Raw genomic sequence first — 19,007 nt, 5'->3', positions numbered from 1 at the left:
CACTACGCGCTTCGATAAAAAGTGCGTAGCGAGGCGCAGGGGATCAGATGTCCCAGACCAGGTTGACCGCGAAGTTGCGACCCGGCTGGGTCAGGCGATCGAGGTTGGCCGGTTGCGTCACCGAGGCTTCGCCGACGCTGTCGTAGCCGCGGACGTCATCCCACTGCCAGTATTTCTTGTCCGTCAGGTTGTACAGGCCGGCATTGATCGTGACGTCGTCGGTGACCTTGTAGAAACCGGCCAGGTCGAGCACGCCATAACCCGGTGTCTTGAATTGGGTGCTGGTGCCGTCCGGGGTCTTGAAGGCGCTGCTGTCGACGCGAGTCTTGCGTTTGACCAGCGTCCAGCTCAGCAGCGCACCGTAGTCGTCCTGGTCGTAACCCAGGCCAAACACGCCGGTCAGCGGGTTGACACTGTTCAACGGCTGGCCGTTGTCATCGTTGCGGCCATACAGGTAGGCCACCGAGCCCTGGGTGTAGAGGCCATTCGGAGCGCCGAAGGTGTCGAGGTTCAAGCGGCCCTTGAGCTCCAGACCCTTGATGGTGGCGTGCGCGATGTTATTGCTCTGGAACGTGGTCTCGGTGTAACCGGGCGTGATGGCGTTCTCGTCGATGAAGTCGCGGTACTTGTTGTAGAACACCGCCACGTCGAACGTGCCCGCCTCGAACTGACCGCGCAGACCGGTTTCGTAGCTCTTGCTTTTCTCCGGTTCCAGGTCCGGATTCGGCTCGACACGGTACCCGCCTGCGGTGTTTTCGAAGCGACCATACAAAGCCTTGGCGGTGGGTGTGCGGAAGCCTTCGGCGTACTGACCGTACCAGGTGTAGTTGTCATTGAAACGGTAAGTGGTTCCGAACTTCGGTGAGAGACGATGCCAGGTCTTGGTCTCGTCGCTCACGGCGCCGTTGCCGCTCTGGTCGGCAGTGGCCAGGAACTCGTCGGTGATGTGTGGCTTGAGCTCGGTGTAGTCGTAGCGAGCACCGGGCAGGAACGTCCAGTTGCCCCAGCTGATCTGATCCTGGGCAAACAGGCTGTAGCTGTTGACGGTCGGGTCGGGGAAGTCACTGGCGGGTTTCAGCGTGTCGGTCGCGCTAGGGGCGCCGATTACCCGGCAGGCGCCGAACACGGTCAGACAGGTGCCGCTGCCGGTGCGCAGCCCGGTGACTTTGTCCTGTTTGATGGTGGTGCCATAGGTGACGACGTGGTCGGTATCGGCGATGGCGAAGGCCTTGTCAGCCTGGGCGTCGAACACCCATTGGCGATCCTTGTACGTGGTATCGCGCTCGCGCAACACGGTGCGCGACGGTGCGTAGATTTCCTCGGTGCTCTGGTCGGTCTTGGCGATCTGATAATTCAGCGACCACTTGATGTTGTCGGCCAGAACGCTGTCCAGGCCAAAGCGGTGCTCCAGGCCGAAACGCTCGCGGGAAACGGTGTCATTGCCAGTACGGGATTTATAGAAATTGAAACCGCGTCCTGCGTTGAACGGTCCGCCCACAGCGCTCAACTGATTAGTGTCTCGATCATCCTTGTAGTGCTCGTAGGTCAGACCGAAGCGCGCGTCGTCGGCATAGTTCCAGCCCAGTTTGGCCAGCACGTTGGTAGTGCGCACGTCTTCCGGGTTGGCTTCGGTGCGGTTCAAACCGGTGCCGCCGGTTTCACCATAGGATTCGGTTTCATGGCCGTTGCGTTGGCTCAGGTGCAGCAAGCCGTCGAAATCACCGGTGCGCCCGGCGACGGTGCCCGACGTCAGCCAACTGTCATCCGCCGAGCTGTAGCCGGTCTTCAGGCGTGCGCCGACGTCCTTGCCCGGTTTGATGATGTCGTCCGGGTCCAGCGTGTAGTAGCTGACCGCGCCGCCGATGGCGTTGCTGCCGTAAAGCACGGAAGCCGGCCCGCGCAGGATTTCGACGCGTTTGACGATTTCCGGATCGACGTAGTTGCGGTTGGTCTGGGCGTAAGGGCCGTTGAAGAAGCTGTCCGGGATTTGCACACCGTCCACCTGGGTCAGGACACGGTTGCCGTCGATGCCGCGAATGTTGTAACCGGTGATCCCGGCCCGCTGACCGGCACCGCCCACCGAAACTCCCGGTTCATAACGCACCAGGTCCTTGATGGTGTTGACGTTGTTGCGGTCCAGCTCTTCGCGGGTGTGGACGGTCACGGTGCCCGGCACGCTCTCGATGCTTTGTTCCTGTCGGGTGGCGCTGATGGTCACCTGGTCCAGGTTGAGGGCACCCCCGGTCTGGCGCTTCTCCAGCACGATGTTGTTGTTGCCCAGTTTGCGATAGCTCAGGTTGGTCCCCACCAACAGGCGATCCAGGGCTTTCTCTGGCGACAGGGACCCGCGTACGCCCGGCGAGGCAACGTTTTGTCCCAGTTCGGCCGGCAAACCGACCTGCCAGCCCGTGACGGCGGTAAAGGCATTGAGCGCCGAGACCAGCGACTGCTGCGGGATGGCGAACGCGTAATCGCCCATGCTGCGCGCTGGCTGCTCGGCGGCAGTGGCGGCCATCAGCGATGCGCTGCCGGCCATCAGGATGGCGGCGGTCAGCAGCGAGAGCACGCGGGACGGTGAAGAAGAGTGGCGGGTAAGGCGAGAGGACATCGATAGCGCTCCGTGTCGCACGAATCTTTATAGGTGCTGATCGGCATCTGTGGATGCGAATCAATTGCATTGGCTATAACGAGACGTACGAGCTTCGGCTATCGAGTAAAAATAATTCTCATTTAGTTCAGGATGACCAGCGCGGGGTATTCCTGGAGCCGCGCCGAGGTGATGTGCGCCAGCGAACGGACCACGTCCAGCGGCTGGTCGAGGCGGTAATTACCGGTCACGGCGACATCGGCCAACTGCTCGTTGGTGTTGATGATCCAGCCGGGGTAGTAGCGACGCAGCTCCGCCAGCACCTGGCTCATCGGGCAATTCTCGAACACCAGCCGGCCCTGGACCCAGGCCAGGTCGGTGGCGGCATCGAGCTTGGCCGGGCGGTCGAAACCGTTGGGGCCGATGCGGATGCTCTCACCGGCGGACAAGCGAATCCGTGCGTCGTCGCGGGTGGCGCGCAAATCGACATCGCCGCGCTGCACCCGAACCTGCGCCACGCCATCGAGGTAACGCACGGCGAATGCGGTGTCGTGCACGCTGGCCTTGACCGGGCCGGCGTCGATTTCCAGCGGCTGGCCGCGATGGGCCGGCACTTCGAAAAACGCCTCGCCCTGATACAGGCGGGCGACCCGTTTTTGGTCGTTGATGGTGCTGGAAAACGCCGAATTGGTGTTGAGCAGGACTTTCGAGCCGTCCTCCAGTTGCAGGCGCTGGCGCTCGCCGACCACCGTCAGATGATCGGCCTGGAGGCGCATCGGCAAATTGCTGAAGCTGAACAGACCGAGGATCAGCACAGCCGCTGTGGCCAGCGGTTTCCAGTGCGGGCGCAGGCGCGACAGCACGGTCACTTTGGGCGGCAGGGCGGCCAGATTTTGCGCGCATTGCACCACCTGCGGGCCGTCCCAGATCGCCTGAGCCTTGGCAAAGGCCTCGGCGTGCGAGGGCGCGGCGTCCAGCCATTGGTGGAACTGTCGAGTCTGTTCCTCGCTCGGACTGCCCATGACAATCAACCAGTCCAGGGCCTGGTCCATTGCGCTTGCGGCGTCCTGCGCCGGGGAGGGCGGAGGGGAGCGGTGGGTGTCCGTCACGGTGTTTCCTCGGCAGTGTCTGTGCACGGCTGTTTTTTTAGTGGTGCTTGAAAGTGGGCAAGGGTAGCAAAGCCTTGCGCGCTCAGTCGCCGTTTAACCGCTCGGCGACGCCGATGCAGATGGCCATGATCAGCTTCAGCTCCTTTTGCACGGTGCTCAAGGACACGCCGAGCTGTTCGGAAATCTCCAGGTAACTGTGCCCGTGCAGGCGACTGAGGATGAAGATCTGTTGCTGGCGGGCACTGAGTTCACTGAGGCTCACGTTCAAACGCTCCAGCAATTGTTCGGCATGGGCGGCGTCTTCGGCACTGCTGGCCGGCGCGGCGATGCTTTCCACCACCTCCGGCGGTACGTCGTCGACCATCGTGCGGGACTGGATGCGCCGCGCGCGCAAATGGTCCAGCGCCAGGTTGCGGGCGGTCTGGAACACGAAGGGCTCGAGGTGATCAATGGCCCGCTCGCTGAGCGCACGGGTCACGCGCAGGTAGGTTTCCTGCAGGAGGTCTTCGGCTGTGCTGTGATTGTTGACCATCCGCTCCAACGTGCGCAGCAATGAAACCCGCTGGGCGATGAAGACGTGGTTGAAGCGGGATTGACTCACGGGAGGACCTGATCCATTTCGAGCGAATGATAATGCTTATCATCCGCTGCAATGGTCAAGCACTGATTTGTGAAGGTTTACGCACGACCTTGCAGATAAGTCGCGTAATCGGGGATGCGCTGGGAATGCGCCTGATCCATCAGCGGGCTGCTGAGCAGGTAGTCGGCGCTGCATTCGTTACAGGCGACGGGAATGTTCCAGACCGCTGCGACACGTAGTAATGCCTTGATGTCCGGGTCATGGGGTTGCGGTTCGAACGGGTCCCAGAAAAACACCAGCATGTCGACGCGCTGCTCGGCGATGCGTGCTCCAAGCTGCTGGTCGCCGCCCAAGGGGCCGCTGATCATGCTTTCCACGGGCAGGTCGAGGCGTTGTTGCAATAACAAACCGGTGGTGCCGGTGGCGACCAGTTCGTGATGCGCGAGTTTGTCTTTATGGCGTTCGGCCCAATCGAGCAGGAACACTTTGCAGTGGTCGTGGGCGACGAGGGCAATGCGCTTGCGCGCGGCGACGGTTTTTTGCGTGAAGGTGATACCGATCATGGGGCGTTCCGTAAGCAGGTTACCGGTGATGGTGTTCTTCAGGCCGCCATCGCCAGCAAGCCGGCTCCTACAGGGGATCGGGTACACCGCAACCTGGTAGGAGCCGGCTTGCCGGCGATGGCGATCTCGAGGCCGCCATCGCCAGCAAGCTGGCTCCTACAGAATCGGGTACGACGCAACCCTTGTAGGAGCCGGCTTGCCGGCGATAGCGGCCTCACAGACACAGACCTACTCGGCGTTGCACAGCGCCAGGCAGTTATCGAGCATGCGGTTGGAGAACCCCCATTCGTTGTCGTACCAGGCCAGCACCTTGAGCAACTTGCCGCTGGACTTGGTGTGGTTGGCGTCGAAGATCGACGACAGCGGGTTGTGATTGAAGTCACTGGAAACCAGCGGCAGCGTGTTGTAACCGAGAATCTTCGAATGCTGGCTGGCTTCCTTGAGCAGCGCATTCACTTCATCGGCCGACGCTTCGCGCTTCAACTGCACGGTCAGGTCAACCAGCGACACATTGATCACCGGAACACGCACCGCCATGCCGGTCAGCTTGCCTGCCAGCTCCGGCAGCACCAGGCCCACCGCTTCAGCGGCGCCGGTCTTGCTCGGGATCATGTTCTGCGTGGCCGAGCGCGCGCGGTACGGATCGGTGTGGTAAACGTCGGTCAGGTTCTGGTCGTTGGTGTAGGCGTGGATGGTGGTCATCAAACCGCTTTCGATGCCCAATTCACGGTGCAGCACCTGCGCCACCGGGGCCAGGCAGTTGGTGGTGCACGAGGCGTTGGAAATAATCTGGTGCGATTGGCGCAGAATGTCGTGGTTGACCCCATAAACCACGGTGGCGTCGGCGCCTTTGGCCGGGGCCGAGATGATCACTTTGCGCGCGCCGGCCGTAATATGCGCGGCGGCTTTGGCCCGGTCGGTGAACAGACCGGTGCATTCGAACACCACATCAATCTTTTCTGCAGCCCATGGCAGGTCGGCCGGGTTACGAATGGCGCTCACCGAAATCCGGTCGCCGTTGACGGTCAGGCTTTCCTGATCGTGCTGGACATCGGCGTCGAACGTGCCGTGAACGGTGTCGTACTTGAGGAGATGAGCGTTGATCGAGCTGTCGCCGAGGTCATTGATGGCGACGATCTGCAGATCCTGACGGTAGCCCTGGGTATACAGTGCGCGGAGGACATTACGGCCGATGCGGCCAAAACCATTGATTGCGATTCGAAGAGTCATTTAACAGGGCCGCCGTCGTTTTGTTGTTGGAATTACAAGATTATTCGCATAAAAATAGAAAACAAGCCTTTTTAATGGCAATATTTTGTTCAATCTACAACGAGTGACCTGAATCAACTGGTCCGAATGATCAAGAAAACCGTCTGTCATCCCAGTCACAACGGTACTTGTTCAGCATAGACAATCAGGTCGCCACATCCGTTAGCCTGGAGTTCTACACATGCATCCCCGCGTCCTTGAGGTCACCGAACGGCTTATCGCCCGCAGCCGCGCAACCCGCGAGGCTTACCTTGCGCTCATTCGCGGTGCCGCCAGCGACGGTCCGATGCGCGGCAAGCTGCAATGCGCCAACTTCGCCCACGGCGTGGCCGGTTGCGGCACCGAGGACAAGCAGAGCCTGCGGATGATGAACTCCGCGAACATCGCGATTGTTTCGTCATATAACGACATGCTCTCGGCGCATCAGCCGTACGAAGTCTTCCCTGAACAGATCAAGAAAGCCCTGCGCGAAATCGGTTCGGTCGGCCAGTTCGCCGGCGGCACTCCGGCGATGTGCGATGGCGTGACCCAGGGCGAGCCGGGCATGGAATTGAGCCTGCCGAGCCGCGAGGTGATTGCGCTGTCCACGGCGGTGGCCCTGTCCCACAACATGTTCGATGGCGCGCTGATGCTCGGCATCTGCGACAAGATCGTGCCGGGCCTGATGATGGGTGCGTTGCGCTTCGGTCACCTGCCGATGATCTTCGTACCGGGCGGCCCGATGGTTTCGGGTATTTCCAACAAGCAGAAAGCCGACGTGCGCCAGCGTTATGCCGAAGGCAAGGCCACCCGCGAAGAGCTGCTGGAATCGGAAATGAATTCCTACCACAGCCCCGGCACCTGCACTTTCTACGGCACCGCCAACACCAACCAGCTGCTGATGGAAGTCATGGGCCTGCACTTGCCGGGCGCCTCTTTCGTCAACCCGAACACCCCGTTGCGCGAAGCCCTGACCCGTGAAGCGGCGCATCAGGTCACACGCCTGACCAAGCAGAACGGCCACTTCATGCCGATCGGCGAAATCGTCGACGAGCGTTCGATCGTCAATTCCATCGTCGCGCTCAACGCCACCGGTGGCTCGACCAACCACACCCTGCACATGCCAGCGATCGCCATGGCGGCGGGCATTCAACTGACCTGGCAGGACATGGCCGACCTCTCCGAAGTCGTGCCGACCCTGAGCCACGTCTACCCGAACGGCAAGGCCGACATCAACCACTTCCAGGCGGCGGGCGGCATGTCGTTCCTGATCCGCGAACTGCTGGAAGCCGGCTTGCTGCACGAAAACGTCAACACGGTTTTGGGTCACGGCCTGAGCCGCTACACCCAGGAACCGTTTCTCGATAACGGCGAACTGGTTTGGCGCGAAGGCGTCACCGACAGCCTCGATGAAACCATCCTGCGCCCGGTCGCCCGTGCGTTCTCGCCCGAAGGCGGCCTGCGCGTGATGGAAGGCAACCTCGGTCGCGGCGTGATGAAAGTCTCGGCGGTCGCGCTGGAAAACCAGATCGTCGAAGCACCGGCCATGGTGTTCCAGGATCAGCAGGATCTGGCCGACGCGTTCAAGGCCGGTTTGCTGGAGAAGGATTTCGTCGCGGTCATGCGCTTCCAGGGCCCGCGCTCCAACGGCATGCCGGAACTGCACAAGATGACGCCGTTCCTCGGCGTGCTGCAGGATCGCGGCTTCAAGGTCGCGCTGGTCACCGACGGACGCATGTCCGGCGCCTCGGGGAAAATCCCGGCGGCGATTCACGTCAGTCCCGAAGCTTTTGTGGGCGGCGCTTTGGCGCGGGTGCAAGAGGGCGATATCATCCGCGTCGATGGCGTCAAAGGCACCCTGGAGCTTAAGGTGGACGCCGAAGAATTCGCAGCGCGCACACCGGCCAAGGGCCTCCTGGGCAATAACATTGGCACCGGTCGCGAGCTGTTCGGTTTCATGCGCATGGCCTTCAGCTCCGCAGAGCAGGGCGCCAGCGCCTTTACTTCTGCCCTGGAGACGCTTAATTGAAACTGGCTTTGGTCGGTGACATCGGTGGGACCAACGCACGTTTCGCGTTGTGGAAAAACCAGCAGCTGGAATCGGTCCAGGTGCTGGCGACGGCCGACCACGCCAGCCCGGAAGAGGCGATTGCGCTCTACCTGAGCGGGCTCGGTCTGGCGTTGGGTTCGATCGGTTCGGTGTGCCTGTCGGTGGCCGGCCCGGTGAGCGGTGATGAATTCAAGTTCACCAACAATCACTGGCGCCTTAGCCGCAAGGCCTTCTGCCAAACCCTGCAAGTGGAACAACTGCTGCTGGTCAACGACTTCTCGGCGATGGCGCTGGGCATGACCCGTTTGCAGCCCGGCGAATTCCGTGTGGTCTGCGAAGGCACGCCGGAGCCGTTGCGGCCGGCGGTGGTGATCGGTCCGGGCACGGGATTGGGCGTCGGTACGTTGCTCGATCTCGGCGAAGGCCGTTTTGCTGCATTGCCGGGCGAGGGCGGTCACGTCGATTTGCCGTTGAGCAGCCCGCGCGAAACCCAACTGTGGCAGCACATCTTCAACGAGATCGGCCATGTCAGCGCCGAGACTGCGTTGAGCGGCGGCGGATTGCCCAGGGTTTACCGGGCGATCTGCGCGGTGGATGGGCATGAGCCGGTGCTGGACACCCCGGAAGCGATAACCGCGGCCGGCCTGGCGGGTGATCCGATCGCTCTGGAAGTGCTGGAGCAGTTCTGCTGCTGGCTCGGTCGGGTGGCGGGCAACAACGTGCTGACCACCGGTGGGCGCGGTGGCGTGTTCATCGTCGGCGGGGTGATTCCAAGGTTTGCCGATTTCTTCCTCGAAAGCGGGTTTGCGCGGTGCTTCGCCGACAAGGGGTGCATGAGTGATTACTTCAAGGGCATTCCGGTGTGGCTGGTGACGGCGCCGTATTCCGGGCTGGTGGGCGCGGGTGTGGCTCTGGATCAATCAATCCCTGCTTGAAATGCGATCAAAATGTAGGAGTGAGCCTGCTCGCGATGACGGTGTGTCAATCAACAGAACTGTTGAATGTGAAACCGCAATCGCGAGCAGGCTCACTCCTACAGTGGTTTTTGTGGTGTTTGTAAAAATGGTGCATCAGGCATAATCCGCCCCAATTCAAACAACAAGGACGCCGCCCCGTGAGCTCAGTCAACAAGTCGATTTTGTTGGTCGATGACGATCAAGAGATACGCGAGTTGCTGGACACCTACCTGACCCGCGCGGGTTTCCAGGTACGTACCACGCCCGACGGTGCCGGTTTCCGCCAGGCCCTGAACGACGCGCCGAGCGATCTGGTGATCCTCGACGTGATGCTGCCCGACGAGGACGGCTTCAGCCTCTGCCGCTGGATTCGCCAGCACCCGCGTCAGGCCCAGGTGCCGATCATCATGCTTACCGCCAGTTCCGACGAGGCCGACCGGGTCATCGGCCTGGAGTTGGGCGCCGACGATTACCTTGGCAAACCCTTCAGCCCCCGTGAATTGCAGGCGCGCATCAAGGCCTTGTTGCGTCGCGCGCAGTTCGGTCAGGAGCGCTCCGGCAGTGAAGTGCTGGCCTTCGATGACTGGCGCCTGGACATGGTCAGTCACCGGCTGTTTCACATCGACGGCGAGGAAGTGATTCTCTCCGGCGCCGATTTCGCCCTGCTGAAATTGTTCCTCGATCACCCTCAGGAAATTCTCGACCGCGACACCATCGGCAACGCCACCCGTGGCCGTGACCTGATGCCGCTGGACCGGATCGTCGACATGGCCGTCAGCCGTTTGCGCCAGCGCCTGCGTGACACCGAAAAGCCGCCGCGGCTGATTCGCACCGTGCGTGGCAGCGGTTACCAGTTGGCAGCCAATGTGGTTGCCAGCAATGGTCACTGAGTTTTTCCGCAAGCTCGGCGCGAAGGTGCCGGTCCCGCGTTCGCTGCTCGGGCGGATGTTGTTGCTGACGTTGCTGGCGGTGCTGTTCGCCCAGGCGTTGTCGAGCGTGATCTGGGTCTCGCAACTGCGCGCCACCCAGCTTGAAGGCCTGGTTACCAGCGCCCGCAGCCTTGCGCATTCGATGACCGCCAGCGTCAGTTATTTTCGCTCGTTGCCGGTGGCGTTCCGGCCGCTGGTACTCGACCAGCTGCGCAGCATGGGCGGCACCCGTTTCGTGGTGACCCTCAACGACAAGCCGCTGGGCATGGAAGTGTTGCCGATCACCCCGCGCAAGGAAGCGGTGCTCAAGGCGGTGGACCAGGTGTTGCGCGATGCCCTGGGCCACGACACCGATATCTCGGTGACCTTCGTCAGCCCCGAAGACCTGCGGATCTTCAACAGCGGGCTGAAACTTGACGAATTGCCGCGCTCCTGGGCGCACTACGCGCTCACGCTGGAACCGGTGAATCCGCCGGTGCTGGTCACGCAAATCCAGATGGCGCCGGGCGAGTGGCTGTACATCGCCTCGCTATTGCCTGAACCCTACACCAGCCTCGAAGAGCAAGGCCTGCCGGCGCAGCAAGTCTGGTTTATCATCCTCACCAGCAGCTTTTTGCTGTTGTTCATCGGTCTTCTGGTGCATTGGCAGAGTCGACCGCTCAAGCGCCTTGCGCGGGCGGCGCGGGACATGTCCCTCGGCGCGGAAGTCGAACCGGTGGCGGAGGGCGGCGGCAGCGAAGTGGTGGAAGTGGGCCGCGCCTTCAACGCGATGCGCGAGCGAATCAGCCGTTACCTGACGGAGCGCAGCCAGTTGTTCAGCGCGATTTCCCATGACCTGCGCACACCCATCACCCGGCTGCGGCTGCGGGTGGAGTTGCTCGAGGATGAAAAGCTGCAGACCAAGTTCGGCAGGGATCTGGATGAACTGGAACTGCTGGTCAAAGGCGCGCTGCAGTGCGTGAAAGACACCGACATCCACGAAAACATCGAACCGGTGGACCTCAATCATGTGCTCGATTGCCTGGTGGAACCGTACCTGGCGCCCAACGGCAATGGTCGCGTGACTCAACAGGGCCGGGCGCTGGCGGCGTATCCGGGCAAGCCCCTGGCGCTCAAGCGCTGCATCGGCAACCTGATCGACAACGCCTTGAAGTACGGGCAGAACGCGCACCTGCACATCGATGACGACGAGAACGCCTTTGTCCTGCACGTCGATGACGAAGGCCCGGGTGTGCCGGAGCAGCGGCTGGAGCAAGTGTTCGAGCCGCACTTCCGTTTGAGTGGGCAGCAGCAGGGCTATGGATTGGGGTTGGGCATTGCGCGCAACATTGCCCATAGCCATGGCGGTGAAGTCAGCCTGCAGAACCTGCGTGAAGGCGGGTTGCGGGTGACGCTGCAGTTGCCGCGTAGTGTTGATTAGTCAGACCGCGTTATCGTTCATCGCGAGCAGGCTCGCTCCCACAGATGCGGTGCGATCCCTGTGGGAGCGAGCCTGCTCGCGATGGCGTCAGATCAATCAACACTGATTCACGGCTAATGTCACAGGCTGGTGACATAACTCGCCCCCTTCGTTACAAGCCCGTCGCTGCCCGTTGTTTAGACTGCCCGCAGTCATAACAACAAAAAAGGCATCCCATGGACACCTTCCAACCCGCCTTCAGCAGTTGGCTGAATGCACCGGCCCACCAGCAATGGCTCGCCGCCGAAGGCCTGCGCCTGCTGGCGTTCGCCAAGGCCTCAAAGCTTGCCGACGGCTTCGGCAATCTCGATGAAAAGGGCTGCCTGCCGCCCACCGCCCGCGCCGAAACCATGAACACCGCGCGCATGACCCACAGCTTCGCCATGGCGCACATCCAGGGTCTGCCGGGTTTCGCCGAGCTGGTCGACCACGGCATCAAGGCCCTCAGCGGCCCGTTGCGTGATGCCGAACACGGTGGCTGGTTCGCCACCGCGCATCACCTCGATGACAACACCGGCAAGGCCGCTTACCTGCACGCCTTCGTGGCTCTGGCTGCCAGTTCCGCCGTGGTCGCGCAACGTCCCGGCGCGCGAGCCTTGCTCGATGACGCGATCAACATCATCGACACGCATTTCTGGAGCGAAGAGGAGGGCGCGATGCGCGAATCCTTCAACCGCGACTGGAGTGAAGAGGAGCGCTATCGCGGTGCCAACAGCAACATGCACGCCACCGAAGCCTTCCTCGCGCTGGCCGATGTTACGGAAGACAACCGCTGGTTGTGCCGCGCGCAGCGCATTGTCGAACGGGTCATCCACGGTCACGCCGCCGCCAATGACTACCTCGTGGTTGAGCATTTCGACCGCGACTGGCAGCCGCTGCGCGATTACAACCACGACAATCCGGCCGATGGTTTCCGCCCTTACGGCACCACGCCGGGCCACGGTTTCGAATGGGCGCGGCTGGTGCTGCACCTCGAAGCCGCGCGGTGCCAGGCTGGGATGCTGACACCGGGCTGGCTCGTCACCGACGCGCAAAAACTCTTCGAAAACAACTGCCGCCACGGCTGGGATATCGACGGGCTGCCCGGGATTGTCTACACCCTCGATTGGGACAATCGTGCGGTGGTTCGCCATCGTTTGCACTGGACCCATTGCGAAGCCAGCGCCGCCGCCAGCGCCCTGCTGAAACGCACCGGCGATGCGCAATACGAAACCTGGTACCGACTGTTCTGGGAATTTTGTGACAGTCATTTCATCGATCGTTGCGACGGCAGTTGGCACCATGAACTCGATCCGCAGAACCGGCCGAGCGCTGACATCTGGGGCGGAAAACCCGATCTCTACCACGCCTGGCAAGCCGTGCTGATTCCACGCCTGCCGCTGGCACCGAGCATGGCGAGTGCCTTGGCGAGGGTGTCCCAGAGCGGTTCTATGTAACCATGCGGTGACATTCACGCGTCCCTTCGTTACCTGCGAGGGGATGACTCCTGTTTAAAATCCAATGCAGCGCAAGCACCAGACTTGCATGCATAACAACAAGAAAGGTAATTCTAGATGAATGCGATTTCTCGCCTCGCTACTGTCATTTCTCTTGCCTCATTGCTTCCTATCTCTGCATTCCCTGTCAGTGCGCTTGCCGCCGATTCCAAAGGTTCGGTAGAAGTCGTTCACTGGTGGACGTCCGGTGGCGAAAAAGCGGCCGTTGATGTGCTCAAGGCCCAAGTCGAAAAAGACGGCTTCACCTGGAAAGACGGCGCAGTCGCCGGCGGTGGCGGTGCCACGGCCATGACCGTGCTGAAAAGCCGCGCCGTCGCCGGCAACCCACCGGGCGTTGCACAGATCAAGGGCCCGGACATCCAGGAATGGGCGTCCACCGGTCTGCTCGACACCGACGTCCTGAAAGACGCGGCCAAATCCGAGAAATGGGACAGCCTGCTCGACAAGAAAGTCTCCGATACCGTGAAGTACGAAGGTGACTACGTGGCCGTGCCGGTGAACATTCACCGCGTCAACTGGCTGTGGATCAACCCGGAAGTCTTCAAGAAAGCCGGCATCGAAAAAGCCCCGACCACCCTTCAGGAATTCTACGCGGCCGGTGACAAGCTCAAGGCTGCGGGCTTCATCGCCCTGGCCCACGGCGGCCAGCCTTGGCAGGACAGCACCGTGTTCGAAGCGGTAGTGCTTTCGGTCATGGGTGTCGATGGCTACAAGAAAGCCCTGGTCGACCTGGACAACGCTGCACTGACCGGCCCTGAGATGGTCAAGGCGCTGACCGAGCTGAAGAAAGTCGCGACCTACATGGACGTCGACGGCAAAGGCCAGGACTGGAACCTGGAAGCGGCCAAGGTCATCAACGGCAAGGCCGGCATGCAGATCATGGGTGACTGGGCCAAGAGCGAATGGACAGCGGCCAAGAAAGTCGCCGGCAAGGACTACGAGTGCGTAGCGTTCCCGGGCACCGACAAGGCCTTCACCTACAACATCGACTCCCTGGCCGTGTTCAAGCAGAAAGACGCGGGCACCGCGGCCGCTCAGCAGGACATTGCCAAGATCGTGCTGGGTGAAAACTTCCAGAAAGTCTTCAGCATCAACAAAGGCTCGATCCCGGTGCGCAACGACATGCTCGCCGACATGGGCAAGTACGGGTTCGACTCGTGCGCCCAGACCGCGGCCAAGGACTTCCTGGCGGACGCCAAGTCCGGCGGCCTGCAGCCGAGCATGGCGCACAACATGGCGACCACGCTGGCCGTGCAAGGCGCGTTCTTTGATGTCGTGACCAACTTCATCAACGACCCGAAAGCCGATCCTGCGACTGCCGCCAAGCAGCTGGGCACCGCGATCAAAGCTGCCAAGTAATGCTTGGCCCCTGTAGGAGCGAGCCTGCTCGCGATTGCGGTGTATCAGTTGATACATCCAGAGTTTGACACTCAGCTATCGCAAGCAGGCTCACTCCTACAAGGGACGCATTTCCAACGTAACTTTTTCTCTCGTACTGGATTTCCCCATGAGTTCTGTTGCTGTGTTCAGCAAGGCCTCGCCGTTCGATGCATTGCAACGCTGGCTCCCAAAACTGGTGCTGGCGCCGAGCATGTTCATCGTTCTGGTGGGCTTCTATGGCTATATCCTGTGGACGTTCGTCCTGTCGTTCACCACGTCGACCTTCCTGCCGACCTACAAGTGGGCGGGCCTGGCGCAGTACCAACGGCTTTTCGACAACGACCGTTGGTGGGTCGCGAGCAAGAACCTGGCGCTGTTCGGCGGCATGTTCATCGGCATCACCCTGGTGATCGGCGTGCTGCTGGCGGTGTTTCTCGATCAGCGCATCCGTCGCGAAGGCTTCATTCGCACCATTTACCTGTACCCGATGGCGCTCTCGATGATCGTCACCGGTACGGCCTGGAAATGGCTGCTCAACCCGGGCATGGGCCTGGACAAATTGTTGCGTGACTGGGGCTGGGAAGGCTTCCGCCTGGACTGGCTGATCGACCCCGATCGCGTGGTGTATTGCCTGGTGATCGCGGCGGTATGGCAAGCCTCGGGCTTCATCATGGCGATGTTCCTCGCCGGCCTGCGTGGCGTTGATCAATCGATCATCCGTGCCGCCCAGATCGATGGCGCGAGCATGCCGCGTATCTACCTGAAAGTGGTGTTGCCGAGCCTGCGTCCGGTGTTCTTCAGTGCGGTGATGATCCTGGCGCACATCGCGATCAAGAGTTTCGACCTGGTGGCGGCAATGACTGCCGGCGGTCCGGGTTACTCCTCCGACCTGCCTGCGATGTTCATGTATTCCTTCACCTTCAGTCGCGGCCAGATGGGCATGGGTTCGGCCAGTGCAATTCTGATGCTCGGTGCGATTCTCGCGATCATCGTGCCTTACCTGTACTCCGAGCTGAGGACCAAGCGCCATGACTAGTTTCTCCGCCAAACCTACCATCAGCCTGAGTCGCATCGCGATCTATGGCGTGCTGATCCTCGCGGTCATGCTGTACCTGATCCCGCTGGTGGTCATGCTGCTGACCAGTTTCAAGACGCCGGAAGACATCAACACCGGCAACCTGCTGAGCTGGCCGACCGTGGTCAGCGGCATTGGCTGGATCAAGGCCTGGGGCACGGTTGACGGGTACTTCTGGAACTCGATCAAGATCACCGTTCCGGCGGTCCTGATCTCCACCGCCATCGGTGCGTTGAACGGCTACGTGCTGTCGATGTGGCGCTTCCGTGGCTCGCAACTGTTCTTCGGTCTGCTGCTGTTCGGTTGCTTCCTGCCGTTCCAGACCGTGCTGCTGCCGGCCTCGTTCACCCTCGGCAAAATGGGCCTGGCCAGCACCACCACGGGCCTGGTGTTCGTGCACGTGGTGTACGGCCTGGCGTTCACCACGCTGTTCTTCCGCAACTACTACGTCAGTGTTCCCGATGCGCTGGTGAAGGCGGCGCGGCTCGATGGCGCGGGTTTCTTCACCATCTTCCGGCTGATCATCCTGCCGATGTCCACCCCGATCATCATGGTCTGCCTGATCTGGCAGTTCACCCAGATCTGGAACGACTTCCTGTTCGGCGTGGTGTTCTCCAGCGGCGATTCGCAACCCATCACCGTGGCGCTGAACAACCTGGTCAACACCAGTACCGGGGCCAAGGAATACAACGTGGATATGGCGGCGGCGATGATCGCCGGGCTGCCGACCCTGCTGGTCTATGTGGTCGCAGGCAAGTATTTCGTGCGCGGGCTGACGGCCGGCGCAGTCAAGGGGTAATCATGGCAACGCTCGAACTTCGCAACGTAAACAAGACCTATGGCCCGGGCCTGCCGGACACCCTCAAGAACATCGAACTGTCGATCAAGGACGGTGAGTTCCTGATCCTCGTCGGCCCTTCGGGTTGCGGCAAGTCGACCCTGATGAATTGCATCGCCGGCCTCGAGACCATCACCGGCGGCGCGATCATGATCGGCGACCAGGACGTCAGCGGCATGAGCCCGAAAGATCGCGACATCGCGATGGTGTTCCAGTCCTACGCGCTGTACCCGACCATGAGCGTGCGCGAGAACATCGCCTTCGGCTTGAAGATCCGCAAAATGCCCGCGGCCGACATCGACGCGGAAGTGGCGCGTGTCGCCAAGCTGCTGCAGATCGAACACCTGCTCAACCGCAAACCCGGCCAGCTCTCCGGTGGTCAGCAACAGCGTGTGGCGATGGGTCGTGCCCTGGCGCGGCGGCCGAAGATTTATCTGTTCGACGAACCGCTGTCCAACCTCGACGCCAAGCTGCGCGTCGAGATGCGCACCGAAATGAAACTGATGCACCAGCGCCTGAAAACCACCACGGTCTACGTGACCCACGACCAGATCGAAGCGATGACCCTGGGCGACAAAGTGGCGGTGATGAAGGACGGGATCATCCAGCAGTTCGGTACGCCGAAAGACATCTACAACAACCCGGCCAACCTGTTCGTGGCGAGCTTCATCGGTTCGCCGCCGATGAACTTCATTCCCCTGCGCCTGCAGCGCAAGGACGGTCGTCTGCTGGCGCTGCTCGACAGTGGTCAGGCGCGTTGTGAATTGCCGCTGGGCATGCAGGACGCCGGCCTCGAAGACCGCGAAGTGATCCTCGGCCTGCGCCCGGAACAGATCGTGCTGGCGGGCAGCGAAGCCAATGGTTTGCCGACCATTCGCGCTGAAGTCCAGGTCACCGAACCGACCGGTCCGGACACGCTGGTGTTCGTCAACCTCAATGAAACCAAAGTCTGCTGCCGCCTGGCGCCGGACGTTGCACCGGCCGTGGGCGAGACCCTGACGCTGCAATTCGATCCGTCGAAAGTGCTGCTGTTCGACGCCAAGACCGGGGAGCGCCTGGGGGTGGCCGGTCTGCCACAGACAGAAAACCACAGCGCCAACGTCACCCAGTTCAAAGGCCGCTGAAGCTCAAAAACTGTAGGAGCGAGCCTGCTCGCGATGGACGAGAACGATGACGCGGGCTGTCTGGATTAACGCGTTGTCCACAGGTTTTTCGCGAGCAGGCTCGCTCCTACAGGGGGATATGCGGTGGATGGCCTGTCATCCGCCGCAACTGATGTAACCGCGTTAGATAAAAACAGTTAATAACAATAAAACGAGGATGTAGGGATGAAGAAGAAGAACAACACTCAGCTTATCTGCCAGTTGTCGGCAGTGGCGGCAATGATGCTGGCCGGCAGTGTGCACGCGGCCGACGCGTTCAGCGCCGATTCTGAGTGGATGACCGGGGATTGGGGTGGCGAGCGGACCAAGCTGATCGAGCAGGGTATCGACATCAAGATGGACTATGTCGGTGAAGTAGGCGGCAACCTGCACGGTGGCTACAACAACGACAAGACGGCGCGTTACTCCGACCAGTTCGGCCTGGGCGCAGCGCTGGATCTGCAAAAGCTGTTGGGTTGGGATAACACCCAGGCGAAGATCCAACTGACCAACCGTAACGGCGAAAATATCTCCAACGACCGTGTTGGCGATCCGCGTGCCGGCACCTTGAGTTCCTCGCAGGAAGTCTACGGCCGTGGTCACATGGTTCGTCTGACCCAGTTGTGGATCAAGCACCAGTTCTTCGACGGCAAACTGGACGTCAAGGCCGGTTACTTCGGCGAAGGCGAAGACTTCAACACCTTCCCTTGCGAGTTCCAGAACCTGGCGTTCTGCGGTTCCCAGGTGGGTAACTGGGCAACCAACATCTGGTACAACTGGCCTGTCAGCCAGGCAGCTGTACGCGTGAAGTACAACATCTCGCCTGAGTTCTATGCGCAGATCGGTGCGTACAACCAGAACCCGTCGCAACTGGAGCACGGCAACGGCTTCAAGCTGAGCGGCAGTGGTACCAAAGGCACCGTGTTGCCGGTCGAACTGGTCTGGTTGCCGAACCCGAACAACCTGCCGGGCGAATACCGCGTCGGTTACTACAAGAGCACCGCCAAGGCCGATGACGTCCGTGAAGACGACAACGGTGACGATGCGGCCACCAGCGGCAACGCCTATCGCAGCCACAGCAGCAAGTCCGGCTACTGGTTCGTGGCGCAGCAACAGCTGACCGACCACAACGGTGACAAGAGCCGTGGTCTGACTCTTTCGGCTAACGCCACGTTCCACGATAAAGACACCAACGTTGTCGACAACTACCAGTCGCTGATGCTGGTGTACAAAGGTCCGTTCGATGCGCGTCCGAAAGATGACGTCGGTATCGGTGCCGCGCGCATTCACGTCAACGATGACGTGAGGAAAAACGCTGAGTTGGTCAACGCTTCCAACAATGTCACTGACTACGAAGATCCGACGTTCTCGCCACTGCGTGACACTGAATACAACTACGAAATCAACTACGGCTTCCACGTTACCAACTGGCTGACCGTGCGTCCTAACCTGCAATACATCACCCATCCGGGCGGTGTGGATGAAGTCGACAACGCGCTGGTCGCCGGTGTGAAAATTCAGTCGGTGTTCTAACGCTGTTGCGATAAGCTCCTCTCTATGTGCGCATTTTTGCGGACAGCCTTGGCTGTCCGCTT

The 19,007-nt window shown here is 61.1% G+C and carries 15 protein-coding genes; 10 read left to right on the top strand and 5 right to left on the bottom strand.

The window, feature by feature from the left end:
* Positions 1-43 precede the first annotated feature (43 nt).
* The 5 genes from ACF6ZU_RS05910 to gap form a co-directional block, all read right to left on the bottom strand.
* Complete coding sequence (locus tag ACF6ZU_RS05910; protein ID WP_392890934.1) at positions 44-2,608, bottom strand: TonB-dependent receptor; 2,565 nt, start codon at positions 2,606-2,608, stop codon at positions 44-46.
* A 122-nt stretch (positions 2,609-2,730) separates the two neighbouring features.
* Positions 2,731-3,696: a FecR family protein gene (locus tag ACF6ZU_RS05905; protein WP_392890933.1), complete on the bottom strand. Its 966-nt coding sequence runs from the start codon at positions 3,694-3,696 to the stop codon at positions 2,731-2,733.
* Positions 3,697-3,778: 82 nt separating this feature from the next.
* Positions 3,779-4,297, bottom strand: coding sequence for an RNA polymerase sigma factor (locus ACF6ZU_RS05900; protein WP_392890932.1), 519 nt, complete (start codon positions 4,295-4,297; stop codon positions 3,779-3,781).
* A 77-nt stretch (positions 4,298-4,374) separates the two neighbouring features.
* Positions 4,375-4,839, bottom strand: coding sequence for a methylglyoxal synthase (locus ACF6ZU_RS05895; RefSeq protein ID WP_392890931.1), 465 nt, complete (start codon positions 4,837-4,839; stop codon positions 4,375-4,377).
* A gap of 228 nt (positions 4,840-5,067) precedes the next feature.
* On the bottom strand, positions 5,068-6,069 hold the full coding sequence (gene gap, locus ACF6ZU_RS05890; protein WP_059402992.1) for a type I glyceraldehyde-3-phosphate dehydrogenase: 1,002 nt from the start codon (positions 6,067-6,069) through the stop codon (positions 5,068-5,070).
* Between the two features lie 220 nt (positions 6,070-6,289).
* Between gap and edd the strand changes: the two genes are divergently transcribed.
* The 10 genes from edd (at position 6,290) to ACF6ZU_RS05840 (ending at position 18,945) form a co-directional block, all read left to right on the top strand.
* Positions 6,290-8,116, top strand: a complete 1,827-nt coding sequence (gene edd / locus ACF6ZU_RS05885) for a phosphogluconate dehydratase (RefSeq protein WP_392890930.1) — start codon at positions 6,290-6,292, stop codon at positions 8,114-8,116.
* On the top strand, positions 8,113-9,072 hold the full coding sequence (locus ACF6ZU_RS05880) for a glucokinase (RefSeq protein WP_392890929.1): 960 nt from the start codon (positions 8,113-8,115) through the stop codon (positions 9,070-9,072). The genes edd and ACF6ZU_RS05880 overlap by 4 nt, the downstream gene beginning before the upstream one ends.
* A 179-nt stretch (positions 9,073-9,251) precedes the next feature.
* A complete protein-coding gene (locus ACF6ZU_RS05875; protein WP_008031015.1) occupies positions 9,252-9,983 on the top strand; it encodes a response regulator in 732 nt (243 codons plus the stop codon).
* The gene (locus tag ACF6ZU_RS05870; protein WP_392890928.1) at positions 9,973-11,442 is read left to right on the top strand and encodes an ATP-binding protein; all 1,470 of its coding nucleotides are present in this window, start codon (positions 9,973-9,975) and stop codon (positions 11,440-11,442) included. The genes ACF6ZU_RS05875 and ACF6ZU_RS05870 overlap by 11 nt, the downstream gene beginning before the upstream one ends.
* A 215-nt stretch (positions 11,443-11,657) precedes the next feature.
* On the top strand, positions 11,658-12,917 hold the full coding sequence (locus tag ACF6ZU_RS05865) for an AGE family epimerase/isomerase (protein WP_392890927.1): 1,260 nt from the start codon (positions 11,658-11,660) through the stop codon (positions 12,915-12,917).
* A 117-nt stretch (positions 12,918-13,034) separates the two neighbouring features.
* Positions 13,035-14,336: an ABC transporter substrate-binding protein gene (locus tag ACF6ZU_RS05860; RefSeq protein WP_392890926.1), complete on the top strand. Its 1,302-nt coding sequence runs from the start codon at positions 13,035-13,037 to the stop codon at positions 14,334-14,336.
* Between the two features lie 148 nt (positions 14,337-14,484).
* Entirely contained in the window at positions 14,485-15,393 is a 909-nt protein-coding gene (locus ACF6ZU_RS05855; RefSeq protein ID WP_090187348.1) for a carbohydrate ABC transporter permease, read from the top strand.
* Positions 15,386-16,231 carry a carbohydrate ABC transporter permease gene (locus ACF6ZU_RS05850; RefSeq protein ID WP_392890925.1) on the top strand — a complete coding sequence of 282 codons (846 nt, stop codon included), beginning with the start codon at positions 15,386-15,388 and terminating at the stop codon, positions 16,229-16,231. Before ACF6ZU_RS05855 ends, ACF6ZU_RS05850 begins: the two co-directional genes overlap by 8 nt.
* Before the next feature lie 2 nt (positions 16,232-16,233).
* The gene (locus ACF6ZU_RS05845; RefSeq protein WP_392890924.1) at positions 16,234-17,394 is read left to right on the top strand and encodes an ABC transporter ATP-binding protein; all 1,161 of its coding nucleotides are present in this window, start codon (positions 16,234-16,236) and stop codon (positions 17,392-17,394) included.
* 204 nt (positions 17,395-17,598) lie between these two features.
* Positions 17,599-18,945 (top strand): carbohydrate porin, encoded by a 1,347-nt coding sequence (locus ACF6ZU_RS05840; RefSeq protein ID WP_392890923.1) that lies wholly within the window; start codon positions 17,599-17,601, stop codon positions 18,943-18,945.
* Positions 18,946-19,007: the final 62 nt, after the last annotated feature.

Source organism: Pseudomonas migulae, from assembly GCF_043225285.1.
Classification (GTDB): Bacteria; Pseudomonadota; Gammaproteobacteria; order Pseudomonadales; family Pseudomonadaceae; genus Aquipseudomonas; species Aquipseudomonas migulae_C.
Note: the sequence above shows the minus strand (reverse complement) of the source record. Positions and strands in the feature narration are given on the sequence as shown.

What these genes read in the sequence shown, in the direction of transcription:
- ACF6ZU_RS05910 (WP_392890934.1), bottom strand. Translation starts at nt 2,608, where the DNA reads ATGTCCTCTCGCCTTACCCGCCACTCTTCTTCACCGTCCCGCGTGCTC.
- ACF6ZU_RS05895 (WP_392890931.1), bottom strand. Translation starts at nt 4,839, where the DNA reads ATGATCGGTATCACCTTCACGCAAAAAACCGTCGCCGCGCGCAAGCGC.
- gap (WP_059402992.1), bottom strand. Translation starts at nt 6,069, where the DNA reads ATGACTCTTCGAATCGCAATCAATGGTTTTGGCCGCATCGGCCGTAAT.
- edd (WP_392890930.1), top strand. Translation starts at nt 6,290, where the DNA reads ATGCATCCCCGCGTCCTTGAGGTCACCGAACGGCTTATCGCCCGCAGC.
- ACF6ZU_RS05870 (WP_392890928.1), top strand. Translation starts at nt 9,973, where the DNA reads ATGGTCACTGAGTTTTTCCGCAAGCTCGGCGCGAAGGTGCCGGTCCCG.
- ACF6ZU_RS05865 (WP_392890927.1), top strand. Translation starts at nt 11,658, where the DNA reads ATGGACACCTTCCAACCCGCCTTCAGCAGTTGGCTGAATGCACCGGCC.
- ACF6ZU_RS05860 (WP_392890926.1), top strand. Translation starts at nt 13,035, where the DNA reads ATGAATGCGATTTCTCGCCTCGCTACTGTCATTTCTCTTGCCTCATTG.
- ACF6ZU_RS05855 (WP_090187348.1), top strand. Translation starts at nt 14,485, where the DNA reads ATGAGTTCTGTTGCTGTGTTCAGCAAGGCCTCGCCGTTCGATGCATTG.
- ACF6ZU_RS05850 (WP_392890925.1), top strand. Translation starts at nt 15,386, where the DNA reads ATGACTAGTTTCTCCGCCAAACCTACCATCAGCCTGAGTCGCATCGCG.
- ACF6ZU_RS05845 (WP_392890924.1), top strand. Translation starts at nt 16,234, where the DNA reads ATGGCAACGCTCGAACTTCGCAACGTAAACAAGACCTATGGCCCGGGC.
- ACF6ZU_RS05840 (WP_392890923.1), top strand. Translation starts at nt 17,599, where the DNA reads ATGAAGAAGAAGAACAACACTCAGCTTATCTGCCAGTTGTCGGCAGTG.